The sequence below is a fragment of the Burkholderia sp. RF2-non_BP3 genome (genome assembly GCF_001522185.1).
In the GTDB taxonomy this organism is placed as follows: domain Bacteria; phylum Pseudomonadota; class Gammaproteobacteria; order Burkholderiales; family Burkholderiaceae; genus Burkholderia; species Burkholderia diffusa.
This window is the reverse complement of record NZ_LOSU01000017.1, coordinates 57,238-71,213: the sequence shown is the minus strand read 5'-3', so window position 1 is coordinate 71,213 and position 13,976 is coordinate 57,238. Positions and strand designations below refer to the sequence as shown.

General features: G+C 66.7%; 13 protein-coding genes. 11 read left to right on the top strand and 2 right to left on the bottom strand.

Annotated elements, in window-relative coordinates; translation table 11 throughout:
* The first annotated feature begins 59 nt into the window (after positions 1–59).
* The 8 genes from WS45_RS07165 (at position 60) to WS45_RS07135 (ending at position 8,118) form a co-directional block, all read left to right on the top strand.
* Positions 60–986, top strand: coding sequence for an AraC family transcriptional regulator (locus WS45_RS07165; RefSeq protein WP_059692145.1), 927 nt, complete (start codon positions 60–62; stop codon positions 984–986).
* 70 nt (positions 987–1,056) lie between these two features.
* Entirely contained in the window at positions 1,057–1,416 is a 360-nt protein-coding gene (locus tag WS45_RS34800; RefSeq protein ID WP_156437064.1) for a hypothetical protein, read from the top strand.
* Between the two features lie 1,478 nt (positions 1,417–2,894).
* Positions 2,895–3,221 (top strand): hypothetical protein, encoded by a 327-nt coding sequence (locus WS45_RS07160; protein WP_059527202.1) that lies wholly within the window; start codon positions 2,895–2,897, stop codon positions 3,219–3,221.
* A 111-nt stretch (positions 3,222–3,332) separates the two neighbouring features.
* On the top strand, positions 3,333–3,923 hold the full coding sequence (locus tag WS45_RS07155; protein WP_059526722.1) for a hypothetical protein: 591 nt from the start codon (positions 3,333–3,335) through the stop codon (positions 3,921–3,923).
* A 76-nt stretch (positions 3,924–3,999) separates the two neighbouring features.
* Positions 4,000–4,278 (top strand): hypothetical protein, encoded by a 279-nt coding sequence (locus WS45_RS07150; protein ID WP_059699071.1) that lies wholly within the window; start codon positions 4,000–4,002, stop codon positions 4,276–4,278.
* Between the two features lie 44 nt (positions 4,279–4,322).
* Positions 4,323–5,843 (top strand): hypothetical protein, encoded by a 1,521-nt coding sequence (locus tag WS45_RS07145; RefSeq protein ID WP_059699068.1) that lies wholly within the window; start codon positions 4,323–4,325, stop codon positions 5,841–5,843.
* 156 nt (positions 5,844–5,999) lie between these two features.
* Positions 6,000–6,584 (top strand): hypothetical protein, encoded by a 585-nt coding sequence (locus WS45_RS07140; RefSeq protein WP_059699066.1) that lies wholly within the window; start codon positions 6,000–6,002, stop codon positions 6,582–6,584.
* 112 nt (positions 6,585–6,696) lie between these two features.
* Positions 6,697–8,118 carry a sigma-54 dependent transcriptional regulator gene (locus tag WS45_RS07135; RefSeq protein WP_059526706.1) on the top strand — a complete coding sequence of 474 codons (1,422 nt, stop codon included), beginning with the start codon at positions 6,697–6,699 and terminating at the stop codon, positions 8,116–8,118.
* Positions 8,119–8,193: 75 nt separating this feature from the next.
* Here WS45_RS07135 and WS45_RS07130 read toward each other — a convergent pair whose 3' ends face one another.
* Positions 8,194–8,685 carry a hypothetical protein gene (locus WS45_RS07130; protein WP_059468385.1) on the bottom strand — a complete coding sequence of 164 codons (492 nt, stop codon included), beginning with the start codon at positions 8,683–8,685 and terminating at the stop codon, positions 8,194–8,196.
* A gap of 373 nt (positions 8,686–9,058) precedes the next feature.
* Here WS45_RS07130 and WS45_RS07125 point away from each other — a divergent pair, with 373 nt between their 5' ends.
* A complete protein-coding gene (locus WS45_RS07125) occupies positions 9,059–9,736 on the top strand; it encodes a response regulator transcription factor (protein ID WP_059526704.1) in 678 nt (225 codons plus the stop codon).
* A 122-nt stretch (positions 9,737–9,858) separates the two neighbouring features.
* On the opposite strand, the gene WS45_RS07120 is transcribed toward WS45_RS07125, so the two are convergent.
* Positions 9,859–11,412: a methyl-accepting chemotaxis protein gene (locus WS45_RS07120; RefSeq protein WP_059699064.1), complete on the bottom strand. Its 1,554-nt coding sequence runs from the start codon at positions 11,410–11,412 to the stop codon at positions 9,859–9,861.
* Positions 11,413–11,670: 258 nt separating this feature from the next.
* Between WS45_RS07120 and panE the strand changes: the two genes are divergently transcribed.
* Both panE and WS45_RS07110 read left to right on the top strand, forming a co-directional pair.
* Positions 11,671–12,609 carry a 2-dehydropantoate 2-reductase gene (gene panE / locus WS45_RS07115; RefSeq protein ID WP_059526697.1) on the top strand — a complete coding sequence of 313 codons (939 nt, stop codon included), beginning with the start codon at positions 11,671–11,673 and terminating at the stop codon, positions 12,607–12,609.
* A 295-nt stretch (positions 12,610–12,904) separates the two neighbouring features.
* Positions 12,905–13,864, top strand: a complete 960-nt coding sequence (locus WS45_RS07110; RefSeq protein ID WP_059526694.1) for an AraC family transcriptional regulator — start codon at positions 12,905–12,907, stop codon at positions 13,862–13,864.
* Positions 13,865–13,976 lie beyond the last annotated feature (112 nt).

The following is a 13,976-nucleotide window of genomic DNA, read 5'->3' as shown; positions in this document are numbered from 1 at the left end:
CGGCGGCGAGCGATTCGCTATGCTCGCGCGATTCAGGGAAACGAAGCGAGGAACCCGTCATGGACATGACCGATATCGCGGCGTCGCGCGAATCCGGGCGGCGCGAACTGGCATCGCTGATCGCCCGCTTCGCGCCGACCGACGGCTCCCACTCGACGGCAGTGCCGGCGCTGATGCTGCACCGGCACGGGCATCCGGTCGATCTCGGCTGCGGCGTGTCGCGCGCCGCGCTGGTGATCGCCGCGCAGGGCGCGAAGCGTGTGATCGTGGGCGGCCAGGCTTACGAATACGACACGCGGAACTGCCTGATTGCGTCGATCGACTTGCCGATTCTCTCGCGCGTCACGCAGGCGTCGCCGGATGCGCCTTACCTGTGCCTGTCGCTCACGCTCGATCCGCAGCGCATCGTCGAACTCGCGGCCGAGATGCGGCTACCGGAGCCGGATGCCGGCCCCGAAGGCGAGGGCATCGCGCTTGCCGAGCTGACGCCGCCGCTGTTCGATGCCGCGCTGCGGCTGTTGCGGCTGCTCGATACGCCGGCCGACATTCCGGTGGTCGCGCCGCTGATCGAAAAGGAACTGCTGTACCGGCTGATGACGAGCGGGCAGGGCACGCGGCTGCGGCACATGGCCGTTGCGGGCAGCCAGACGCACCGGATCGCACGCGCGATCGAATGGATCCGCGATCACTACGCGGAGCCGATGCGCGTCGACACGCTCGCGCAGGCGGTCAACATGAGCGTGTCGTCGCTACACCATCACTTCAAGCACGTGACCACGCTGAGCCCGCTGCAGTATCAGAAGCAACTGCGGCTGCACGAAGCGCGGCGGCTATTGCTGCGGCAGGGCGGCGACGTGGGGTCCGTGGCCGCGACCGTCGGCTATGAAAGCGCGTCGCAGTTCAGCCGCGAATACAGCCGGCTGTTCGGCGCGCCGCCGATGCGCGACGTCGTGCATCTGCGCAAGAAGGAATTGCTCGGCACGTAGCGGAGGCGCGGTTCATTGCGATTGCGTCGCGCGTGGCTTCGTCGTGCGCTGCGCGGTCTGCCGAATCAGGATGACATTCAAGCTGCGTGCCACGGTTGCCGCATGCGGATGCGAGGGAGCAGCGGACGGCGCTGCCGCGCCGCGCACGAACTTCTGTTTCACGCATGTATCCGTGGATTGCGCGAATCGGTGTGACAACTTCCGGCAGCATACGAACCGGCCGGTCGAAACGCGCAAAAAAGTCGCGCCGTCACGAATTTTCTGCATGAATCACGCTTTGCACGAACATGTTTCAGCGATGAGGTTCGCGGCCGATATCGCATCGGAAATGTTTCTCGCGCGCATCGTGCGTCGTTATCCGGCGATTGGCGCGAGGCGGTTATCGACATCGAATGCCGCCGAATTGAATGACGCCAGTAACAATGAATAAAGGGTGTTGAAGGCTTCGTGCGGCACAGGTTGTCATTTTTTCCGTTATGCAGGCGGCGCGAACGCCATGTCGGCCTGCACCGCAATTGCCGTCTTTTGCCGCGCGTTCGCATTGTCGGCCGACGCTTGATCCCGTCGGTATTTTCACGGATGAATCAACTGCGTTTCGCGGCGGCCGGCGTGCACAGCCGGAAGCCTGGCGATATCCGCTGTGCAGGCTTCACTGCACCGGGGGGCCGTGCGTTTCGATTCGTCGTTTCTCACGGATGCGAACGCTGTCGAACGGGCCGCAGCAGGCGGTTTGGCAGGGCCGATGTGCTGATCGGCCGCAATCTGCGGCCCCGCACTTCTCAAGTATGAAACACCCGTTCGTCACCCCCTTGCGCGAGGCCCCGCGGGCCGCATTCGTCCGCCTTTTCCGGCATTGCTTCGCGGCATTCAATGATCGGCGCAAGTCGCCCACCGTTGTCGCGATACATTCCTGAAACAAAAAATGCGATTCGCGGAGAAATGGCCGGGCGTTGCGGATGGTACGCGTCAGGCAACCATCGGTGGAATCACGCATGGCATGCCGCTTGCGACATGGGACGCACCGGCGAGCGGTCGACCTGATGCGACAAAGATGGGGGGCGACGCGTTCGTCAATAAGCAGTCGGGGAAACAGCGATGAAGACCAGAAGCAGTCGTTCGTTCTGCGCATTCCTTGCGTATCCGTGGGGTAGTCGGACAGCTCGGAGTACGGCTCGCGAAGCAGTGCCAGCCTCGCGGGTTCGTCGCCGGTTTCCCGGCATCCGCGTGTCGCACGTGCTGGAACGCCTGTCGTTCCGCATGACGACCGGCCGACAGCGGTACTCCCTTTCATTCAGCGCGTCCGGGTGGACCGGGCTGTTCGTGCCGGACAGCTTGACCCCGACCCGACTTCGACCGTGCAGGGCCGTATCGAGTGCGCCGGGCAACTGCCGGCGCTCGCCGGACTCGCGCGAATACCCGATGGCCGGATGACCCGGAAGATCATTGATCGGTAGCTCAGGGAGAGGCGATGCCGACTGACCGTCATGCAGGCCCGTTATCGCCACGATGACGTGCATGTTTTGGATGGCGCTGCATTTTCGGTATTTAACCATTTTCACGCATTTTCGATCGCTGAAGCGAATGCCGTGTGCCGGTGTGTCGCGGGTGCGAATTTCGAAAAAACCAGTTCGGGATGTCGAATGCCTGTATTCGGGTGCGTGAGGCGATTTGTTTTCTGATTTTTAAAAATCGATATGCGATATCGAGAATTTCTATAAAAAATTCGGAAAACTAAAAAAATACTAACTGAACTTCGACTGGCCAAAAGTTACGTGGTCTCGGATTCGAGACGAATCGTTGCTTCGTGATTGGATAGTGATCCTTATTTTTAAGGATTGCTCGAGGCAGGGAAGTTGAAGGCGTGCAGCTTTCCTCGCTTGTTCCGTCCACGCCGTTATGGAGTCGACCATGAAGAAGCTTCTGATTGCAGCAGCAGTGATGGCGGTTTCGGGTGCAGCGTTCGCAGCGAGCGGCACGGTCTCGACCAGCAACTCGTCGAGTGGTGGCCAGACGATGGCCGGTGTTGTCGGGTTCGGTCACTTCACCGCAACCGATTCGGGCGCGGCGCTCGGCGCCGCCGGTGCAACGGCCGGCGGCGGCGCGAGCAGCTCGATCTCGTACACGAACCACATCAACACGTCGACGGTGAGCGGCTTCGGCTTCGGCGGCGCACAAGCTGGCGGGTCCAGCGGTGCGAATGCCGGCTCGACCGGCTGGACGATGTATCACTACTAAGCCGCGGCGCATAGCGTTCGTCATGGACAGGTGGCACGGACGCCGGGTTTCGTCCCGCGAGGGCGGACCCGGCGACCTGGCCACCGAACTTCCTCACAGCAAGGAATTGCTATGAAAGCCAACGTCATTTTAGCGACAGCGCTCACCGTCCTATCGTCAGCCGTGCTGGCGGCAGGTCCGACGACATTCAACCAGACGCAATCCGTCGCGGCAGGCGTCTCCGGTTCGGTGCTGGTCGGTACCGGCAGCTACACGAGCAACTCGACTTCGGTGGCGGGCGCGAACGCCGGAAGTACCGTGACACCCGCCGGCTCCATCGGCACGGCATCCGCCTATCACGACTCGACTTCGACGGCCAGCGGCTGGGGCACGAACGGAGGCGCGTTCGCGGCAGGCGGCGGTATCGGTGCCGCAGGCTCGTTCGGTGGAACCGGCAACACGAGCGAGAACGCCAATGCGCTGTCGGGAGGGGTGACCGCCACGATCGTACTCGGCGCGAACCACTACACGGCAACTGGCGCGAACGACAACGGCATTGCCAACGCAGGTGCCGCCGGCATGGCGGGCAGTGGGTGGTCGGGAACGGTCGCGGGCTCGAACCACTTCAACTCGTCGACGGTATGGGGCACCGGTCCGGCCGGATCGCCGTTCGCATCGGGCGGCAGCCAGGGCAGTTCCGGCGCGACCGCCGGCAGTCCCTGAATCGGGTGTCGGGGGGGCCAGCTTCCCTACGACGCTGGTCTCTTTCCTCGCCTTGTTGTCACCGTAAGGAGTTGGCATGAAGCAGAAACTGATTGCCGCCGCTCTGATGCTCGCGTCTCTGACGGCGTATGGCGCTGACCGTGCTGCCGACGACGTGCAATCGAATGTGCAAACGTCAAACAACCCTGACCAGACAACCAAACCGTCACAACACACGCTTTCGTCGGGCAGTGCCATCGGCGCATCGGCGGCCCCGCAATGGCCGGGCATGTCGGGCGGTTCATGGTCCCAGCTGGGCAGTGGCTGGAAGCAGTTCGGGGAAGCAGGCAAAACTGAAGGCATTCAGGGGAATTAATACGGTTGCCTGGGTGGGAGGTCAAACCACGTCCGGAGATTGAAATGAACAGCAACAAGATCAGGGTGGCATGTGCGGCGATGTTCGCGATGGCCACGATCGGTGCCCAAGCGCAGACCGCCGACTCGACTTCAAGCGCGCAGTCCTCGACGTCGTCGACGGCGATCAGCCAGGGCGGTGGCTCGAGCATGAACACGAACACCACGAGTTCGCGCGGCGGTAACGCCACCAGCAGCAGCGGGGTGCGTGGCAGCGGCAATTCGAGCGTGCAGGTCAACTTGAACTTGCCGTCGTCCACGAGTGGCGGCTCGAACGTGACGCCGCAGAGCGTGAGCTCGCTCCAGTCGGCGGGCTCGCCGGGGACTAATCCGTTCAACACCCAGACGTCGGAAAACGTCAACTACTCGGGTACCCAGACGATCAAGACGAACCCCGCGATCCAGGCGCCGGGCCTCACGACCACGCTGTCCGATACCTGCATGGGCTCGGTGAGCGTCGGCGTGTCGTTTCCGGGCTTCGGCGCGACGGGCGGCACGACCCTGGTCGACCAGGCATGCGTGCGTCGTCTCGACGCGCGTGAATTCCGCGCGATGGGGCTGACCGACGTCGCGCTCGCGCTGCTTTGCCAGAGCGATGCGAACCGGCGTGCGGTGGAAGCGACCGGTCACCTGTGCCCGGGCACGACCGCGCCGCTCGCGCGCTCGAACGTGGCGCCCGCCGTCGAAGCGACCGTGGCCGACGACGTGAAGTATCGCGATCCGATCGTGCGCAACCGCATGGGCCTGCCGCCGCTCGACGCCGCCGCGCCCGTGCAGACGCGCCCGGTGGCGACGACCGCGGTCCAGGCGGCGCCGATCCCGGTGCCGGTGCCCGCGCCGTCGATCGCCGCGCCGGCCGTCGGCGCGGTGCCTGCCGCAGCACAGGCGGCCGCCGTGAAGGCGACGCAAGCGGCTGCGCTCGTGCCTGCCGCCGTTGCTGCACCGGTTGCGGCGGCAGCGCCGGCAGTGAGTGCCGCGCCGGCCGCCGCGCCGGCCGCGGTTGCCGACAAGGCGCCGGCACCCACGCCGGCCGCAACCGACACCACGGCGCAAGCCGCGGCGACGCCTGCGGTCGACACGAAGGCGAAGGAACCCGCGTCGGCGATTGCCGACAAGGCGCCGGAACCTGCACCGGCCGCAACCGATACCGCCGCGCAAGCCGCAGCAGCGCCCGCCGTCGCCACGAAGACGCCGGACATCGCGCAATCCGGACCGGCGGCGACCGACGCCGCACCGCAGACCGCGGACGCCGCAACGTCCGCGCCCGCGGTCGATGCGAAGGCTGCCGAACCGGCATCGCAGGCAGCAGCCGAGGCGCCCGCGCCAGAAGCCGCGCAGCCCGCCGCCGCAGCAGCAGCTGCTGCTGCCGCCGCGCCGGCAGCCGATGCGAAGGCGACGGACGCGGTCGAATCCGCTGCCACGCCCGCACCGTCCGCCGACGTGCCGGCCGCGGTTGACCAGCAGGCCGCCCCGGCCGCGCCGGCGATGCCGGCGCCGACCGTCATCTCGACGAGTACGTCGTCGTAAGCATGCGGACAAGGCTCCCGTGCGATCAACATGCCGGTCGCACGGGCGCCGCCGGGATCCGCGGCGCGACGCACGTCGCAAGTTTGACGGGTGTTGGTCCCTTCCCCGAGGTCAACACCTCTTTTTGCCTGACGAGGGTACAAGGAGGCCTCAATCATGAGGATCTTTTTGGTCGCGCTGCTGCTGGTCGGCACACAAGCCGCCGCGCAGTCGGTTTTCCAGAACCCCGCGGTCTTTGTCATCCTGAGCGAGCAGACCCTCGCGAATGCCGCGAGCGTCCAGCAGGCGCTGACGACGCTCGGCCGCCCGGACAACACGGCATGTGTGCCGATGATGATGGTCGGCGATCCGCAGATGATCTACATGATGCCGGCGGAGGGGCACGCACCGTCGTGGCAGTCGCCGGTGTACGGTCGTGGCGCGCCGTTCGACGCGCAGAACGGGCCGACGCCGACCGGCAAGACGATCGGCGCGATGCAGCACGCGGAGGACATGCGGACGCAGCCGTGGAGCGACAGCAGCGCGATCACGCAGAAGATCGCCGGCGAGTCGAGCGTGTCGGCGTCGGCGCGGGTCAGCGACTGGCAGCGCAAAGGGCTGAACACGATCGAAACGGCGCCTGCGACGGAAGTGACGGTGAACGGCAAGACCTACCGTGCTTATCGCGAGGACCTCAACCAGGCCGCGCGGCCCGTCGTCGAACCGCAGATCTACATGCAACGCGTCGTGTTCTGCCGATGACGAAACTTTCCCGAGCGGACATGCCGGCAGCGTCGCGCGTGGGCAGGGAGGCCTGCCGCGCATCGTTTCGCGCCGCCCGTTCGGCCAGACAACCCCATGCGGCGAGGCCATCGTGAACCATTGCTGCCCGATCAGACTGTCAGGCCCGCAGGAGGGTGAGCGGGCGCCGTGCACGCCACCGTTCGTCGCGGTCCGGCGTCACCATGGCGTGCCGTCACGCCCGCTCGTGTATCTGTCGCCGCGTCCCGATGCTGGGCTCGTCGACTGTCTCGCGTCGCGCGGCTGGGACGTGTGGCGCGCGAAATCCGTTGCGGACGCACTCAATCTCGTGAAGGCGAACCGCCTGCATGCGGGCATCGTCGATTTCGACGATTTCGCGTCGCCCGACGTCGCGTCGTTCGAGGCGCTGCTGCGCGATCCGCGGATCGGCTGGGTCGCGCTCGCCGACGACGAGCGACTGCGCGACGCCACCATCGCGCGCCTGATCCGCCAGTGCTGCTTCGGCTACGCCCGCGATGCGACGGCCGATACGACGATCGGTTATCTCGTCGGCCATGCGTACGGGATGCTGAAACTGGCGGAAGGCGATCCGGCCGTCGACGCCGCGCCGCCCGGCGGCACGATGATCGGCGCGTGCGACGCGATGCGCCGTCTGTTCGCGACGATCCGCAAGGTTGCGAACACCGAGGCCACCGTGTTCATCGCCGGCGAATCCGGCACCGGCAAGGAGTTGACCGCGTCGGCGATCCATCAGCATTCGTCGCGCGCCGACGCGCCGTTCGTCGCCGTGAATTGCGCGGCGATTCCGACGACGCTGCTGCAGGCCGAGCTGTTCGGTCATGAGCGCGGCGCGTTCACCGGCGCGCATCAGCGCAAGATCGGCCGCATCGAGTCCGCGCACGGCGGCACGCTGTTCCTCGATGAAATCGGCGACATGCCGTTCGAGAGCCAGGCGAGCCTGCTGCGGTTCCTGCAGGAGGGCAAGATCGAGCGGCTCGGCGGACACACGTCGATTCCGGTGGATGTGCGGATCGTGTCCGCGACCCACGTCGATCTCGAGGCCGCGATGCAGGCGGGACGGTTCCGTGCGGACCTGTATTACCGGCTGTGCGTGCTGCGTATCGACGAGCCGCCGCTGCGCGCGCGCGGCCGCGACATCATGCTGCTCGCCGATCACATCTTGCGGCGCTATCGCGGCGACAGCGCGCACCGGATTCGCGGCTTCATGCCGTGCGCGATCGAGGCGATCCACAACTATGCATGGCCCGGCAACGTGCGCGAACTGATCAACCGGATCCGCTTCGCGGTCGTGATGACGAATGGCCCGCTGATCTCGGCCGTCGATCTCGAACTGAACCAGTACACGTCGCAGCGGCCGCCGACGCTTGCGGAATTGCGCCGCCAGGCGGAGCGGCGCACGATCGAGGAAACGCTGTTGCGGCATCGGCGTCAGCATGCCGACGTCGCGGCGGAACTCGGTGTCTCGCGCGCGACGCTGTACCGCCTGATGACCGCGCACGGCCTGCACGGCTGACGCGGATTGCGCAGGTTGCGCGCGTTGCGCACGCGCGGGCGGGTGGCGGCGTCGCGCTGGCGCCGGCCCGTAGCGTCAGGCCGGCCGTTCGAAGCCCGATTCGACCCAGCGTGCGGCACTGGCCTTGTTGAGCTTGAACCCGGCGGAGACCTTCGCGTCGGCCAGCAGCTCGCCGTATGGGTCGAACGCCTTCAGTTGCGCATACGGCTCGAACTCGTCCGGCACGATGTCGAGCGTGACCGACACATCCTGTCCGTCGTCGTCCTGCACCGTCACTTCCTTGTGCAGCATCGCACGGCGTTGCTGCTCGTGCCGCATCAGCACCTCGGTCGCGGTCTTTACCAGCGTGCGGAACGCATTCGCGTCCATCGGCTTCGGATTCTTCTTGTCGCGACCCATCGTCCACGGGCCGACGAGCGCGGGCTCGGCTTCGCCGTCCTTGATCATCTCGACGGCCCAGCCGTCGTCGTCCTCGTTCTTGATGATGCGGGCCGTCCAGCCGTTGTCGCGCCAGAGGCCGTCTTCGTGGATGGTGGTGTCGTCGGATTGCAGATCGGATTCGGTCATGGGGGAAGCGGGAGTACGGGCAGCCGGCGAACGGGCGGGCGCGCGGCCGGGAAGGGCGCGCTGCCGCCGGCCGGTCGCCCGGAGTGGCATGCAAAGGCCGCAATTTTACCCCGCGGGCCGTCCGTGCGGCCCGCGCGACCCGCAACGTCGGCCGTCCGGCCGACCCCGGCTGCCGCCGGACGGTCGGACCGGCACCGATATCAAACTCGTATCACGCCTGCACCGACCAATTCAGACGACGCCCCATATCCCGGCCGTGCGTTGCTGCCTAGAATGATGTCCGGGATAAAAATATCCTGAACGTCGATTCAATGCCGATCCGCCGCGCACGCATTCCGCGACGTGCGGCCCGGCGAAACTTCTGGGACTGCGCATGGGGAAATTCAGAATTCGCACTGTTTTCGCGTACGACTCGCCGCTGACGCTCGCGGGCATGGAGCACATTGCCGGCGACGCGTGCGCGATCGATCTGGTCGGCGTCTCCCGGACCCCGGGCGATCTGATCGAGGCGCTCGGCAGCGTCGACTGCGACATCGTGCTGGTCGACTATCCGATTCGCGGCGACGTGCAGATGGACGGTCTCGCACTGTTCGACTGGCTGCACAGCACGCGCCCGAACGTCGGGGTCGTCGCGCTGGTGGGCAACGAGAATCCGGTGATTTTCCGCTCGATTCTCGCGAAAGGCGGCGCGAGCCTCGTCAGCAAGTTCGACGAAGTCGGTCACATCGTCACCGCGATCCATTCGAGCTACAGCGGCGGGCGCTATCAGTCGCCGCTCGTCCGGCGCGCGCTCGATGCGGTCGCCGAGCACGACCAGGCGCCGGTGAAACTGTCGACGCGCGAGATCGAGGTGATGCGCCTTTATCTGGCCGGCCTGCCGATCAAGACGATCGCGCAGCGGTTGAACAAGGGCAAGCAGACGGTCAGCGCGCAGAAGATCAGCGCGATGAAGAAGCTCGGCGTGACCAACGACATCGAGCTGGCCCAGCGGGCGGCCGGGATGGGGTTCGGCGGTTTCAAGCCCATGAGCCGGCCGGGCGGAGCGGGGTAAGCGTGGAAGACGCGCGGAAGAAGTGAGGGCGGGGCCCGGGTCGTGCGGGGCCGGCCGCGCATTGCCGGCCGGTCAGGCGAAATCCGTCGGCATCCGGCGGGATGCCGACGGACGAGGCGACGTCAGGCCGGCAACGCGAATCGCGTGACGGCGTCGCGCAGCGCCTCGGCCTGGTCGCGCAGCGAATGCGCGGCGGCCGCGGCCTCCTCGACGAGGGCCGCGTTCTGCTGCGTGACCTGATCCATCTCGCCGACCGCGCGGTTGACCTGCTCGATCCCCGCGCTCTGCTCGCGCGACGCATGGCTGATCTCGTCGAGGATCTCGTTCACGCGCCGCACCGACTGCACGATCTCGGCCATCGTCTCGCCCGCGTGCGTGACGAGCGTCGCGCCGTGCTCGACGGTTTCGTTCGACGACACGATCAGCGACTTGATCTCCTTCGCGGCCGTCGCCGAGCGTTGCGCGAGCGAGCGCACCTCGGCCGCGACCACCGCGAAGCCGCGGCCCTGTTCGCCCGCGCGCGCCGCTTCGACGGCCGCGTTCAGCGCGAGGATGTTGGTCTGGAACGCGATCCCGTCGATCACGCCGATGATGTCGCCGATCTTGTGCGAGCGGTCGGTGATCTCGTTCATCGTCCGCACCACGTCGTCGACCACCTCGCTGCCGCGCGTCGCGACCTGCGCGGCCTGGCCCGCGAGCGTCGCGGCCTGGGCGGCGCTGTCGGCGTTCTGCTTCACGTTCGCGGTCATCTGGTCCATGCTCGACGCGGTCTGCACGAGCGCGGCCGCCTGTTCCTCGGTGCGCTGCGACAGATCGGTGTTGCCCGACGCGATCTCGCTCGCGCCGACGTTGATGTTCTCCGTGCCCGTCCGCACGCGCGACACCATGTCGATCAGCCCGTTCTGCATCGTATGCAGTGCATGCAGCAGGCTGCCGCGGTCGTCTTGCTTCACGTTCACGCGCGCGGTCAGGTCGCCCTGCGCGATACGCTGCGCGGCGTCGAGCGCCACTTCGAGCTCGCCGCCGAGGTTCGCGCGCACGCTTTTCAGCACGAGCACCATCACGGCGGTCGCGATCGCGCCGAGCACGGCCGTGATCGCGAGCCAGCGGCCGACGCTCGCGAGCACGGCCGAACGCACGTCGTCCATGTACATGCCCGTCACGAGATACCAGTCCCACGGTGCGAAGCGCTGCACCGCGCTGGTCTTGTCCTGCGGCTTGTCGGCGCCCGGCTTCGGCCACAGATACTCGACGAAACCCTTGCCGCCGTCCACGTTGCCGGCCTTCACGATCTCGACGAACAGATGCTTGCCGTTCGGATCCGTGAAATTCGACACGTCCTTGCCGTTGAGCTCGGTCTTGATCGGATGCATCACGATCGCCGGCTTCGAATCGTTGATCGAGACATACCCGTCGGTGCCGTAGCGCATCGCCGCGATCGCCTCGAGGGCCTTCTGCTTCGCGTCGGCTTCCGGCAATGCGTTCTGTTGCGACAGCTTGTAGTAATGGTCGGCGACGTTCGTCGCCTGCGCGACCAGCGACGCAAGCTGGTCGCGGCGATCCGTGATCATCGATGCGCGCGTCTGCCATGCGCCGATGCCGGCGATCACGAGCAGGCCGAGCCACAGGATGACGATCATCGAGGCGAGTTTCTGGTTCAGGGAAAGGGTGCGCATGGGTAGTGAGGTCGGTCGGTCGAACAAGCGCGCCGGAACGGCGTGACGGGATAATTCTTTGACGGCGCGAAACGGACCTTGCCGTAGGCGGGAAATCCCTTAGAAACGGCGGCGGCTCGATACCGCCGAGCGCGGTGCGGTTATCTATGCATATACATATTCGGCGTCGCTATACTGTCGGGCGATGGCGGTTGCGCGTCGTGCCCCGACGGTCGGGCGAACGGCGGCGGCGTCGAACCAACCCGAAAGGAGGCAACGATGCGAATTCTGGTGGTGGGGGCCGGCGCGGTCGGCGGATACTTCGGCGGCCGGCTCGCGGCGGCGGGGCGCGACGTGACGTTTCTGGTGCGCGACGGCCGGGCGGCCGCGCTCGCGCGCGACGGGCTCCTGATCCGCAGCCCGCGCGGCGACCTGACGCTCGCGAACGTCCAGACGCTGCGCGCGAGCGACGCGGCCGCGCCGTTCGACCTGGTGCTGCTCAGCTGCAAGGCGTACAGCCTCGACGATGCGATCGCATCGTTCGCACCGTTCGTCGGGCCGTCGACGCTGATCCTGCCGATGCTCAACGGGATGCGCCATCTCGACGTGCTGCGCGACCGGTTCGATGCCGCGCAGGTGCTCGGCGGCCTGTGCGTGATCGCGGCGACGCTCGATCGCGAGCAGCGGATCGTGCATCTGAACGACACGGCGGGGCTGTCGTTCGGCGAACTCGCCGGCGGCGAATCGGCGCGCGTGCGCGCGGTGGCCGACGTGCTGGGCGGCGCGGGTTTCGATGCGACGCTCAGCGACGACATCGCCGCGCGGATGTGGGACAAGTGGGTGTTCCTCGCGACGCTCGCGGCGAGCACGTCGCTGTTTCGCGGGTCGATCGGCGACATTCTCGCCGCGCCGGACGGCCGCCGCCTGCTCGAGACGATGCTCGACGAATGCAGCGCGATCGCCGCGCACAACGGTTACCGGCCCGATTCCGCCGCGGTCGAGCGGATGCAGCGGATGGTGCTGACGCCGTCGCCGCTGACCGCGTCGATGCTGCGCGACGTCGAAAACCGCGCACGGGTCGAAGCCGATCACGTGATCGGCGACCTGCTTGCGCGCCGCGACCCGCAGGCGGCGGATGCGTTGTCGTTGCTGCGGATCGCGTACAACCACCTGAAGGCGTACGAGGTGCGTGTCGCGCGGGAAAGCGCGGCGGCGTAGCCGCGACAGCGGCCGTCGTCGACCCGCCTGGCGGCCGTGTTCCGGCGCGCGCATACGTCCCGCCGGCGCTCGGTCGGCGGGGTGCCGCACTGCACAATTTTGCGTTTCGCGCCCCTTTCCACCCGCAACCCGCAAAAAAGTATCGAAAATCAGGCGTAAAGTTGGTGGAGCCGCGCACGCGATCGACCTACATTGCTTCCCATGCGACCGGTCGCGTTGCCGCACGACTCACGCGGCGAACGAGGCGAACCGCCGAGCGGCCCGGCCAGCGAGACATGGGAATGGAGACGCCAGGATGATGCATCCCGATCTGGAAGTGGTCGACGTGCGACGCGACGAGTCGTTCAAGGTCTGGTCGCACGGCTATCCGTACCGCACGATCCGCTGGCATTTCCATCCCGAATTCGAACTGCACCTGATCGTCGCGACGAGCGGCAAGTATTTCGTCGGCGACCATATCGGCTCGTTCGGCCCCGGCCATCTCGTGCTGCTCGGCCCGAACCTGCCGCACAACTGGGTCAGCGACATGGCCGAAGGCGAAACCGTCGAGCGCCGCAATCTGGTGATCCAGTTCGATCCGTCGTTCGTGCGCCGCTGCATGGACGCGTTTCCCGAATGCCGCGACGCGCAGGCGCTGCTCGACGACGCGCGGCGCGGCGTCGGTTTCGACGACGACACGAGCGCCGCGATCGCACCGCTGTTCGACGAGCTGCTGACCGCGCGCGGGATGCGTCGTATCGCGCTGTTCATGACGATCCTCGAGCGGTTGTGCGGCGCGGCCGAACGCACGCTGCTCGCGAGCCCCGCGTACGACCAGGCGCACGTGACGCCGACGCGGCTCAGCCACGCGCTGTCGTACATCGGCAAGAACCTTGCGTCCGAGCTGCGCGAATCCGATCTCGCGCAATTGACCGGGCAGAGCGTCAGCGCATTCTCGCGCGCGTTCCATCGCCATACCGGGTTGCCGTTCGTCCAGTACGTGAACCGGCTGCGGATCGAATCCGCATGCCAGATGCTGCTCGCCGACGACGCGAACATCACCGACATCTGCTTCCAGGCCGGCTTCAACAACGTGTCCAACTTCAATCGCCAGTTTCGCGCGGTGAAGGGGATGGCGCCGACCGAATTCCGCGCGCTGCAGCGGTTGAACGCACGCAGCCGCGAGCTCGCGCTGCATGCGGCGCCCACCGGCAACCCGATGCCGCCGCGCGTGGTCACGCCCGATGCACGCGGGCGCGTACCGCAGCCCGGATGATCGCCGGGCGTTCGCCCGCCTGACTTTTCCTTGCCGTTTCACCCAGCCCATCGCGCCGTTCGCGTCGCGAGGGGCTCGCTCACCCACGAAAAAACCGCACATAACCGGAGAC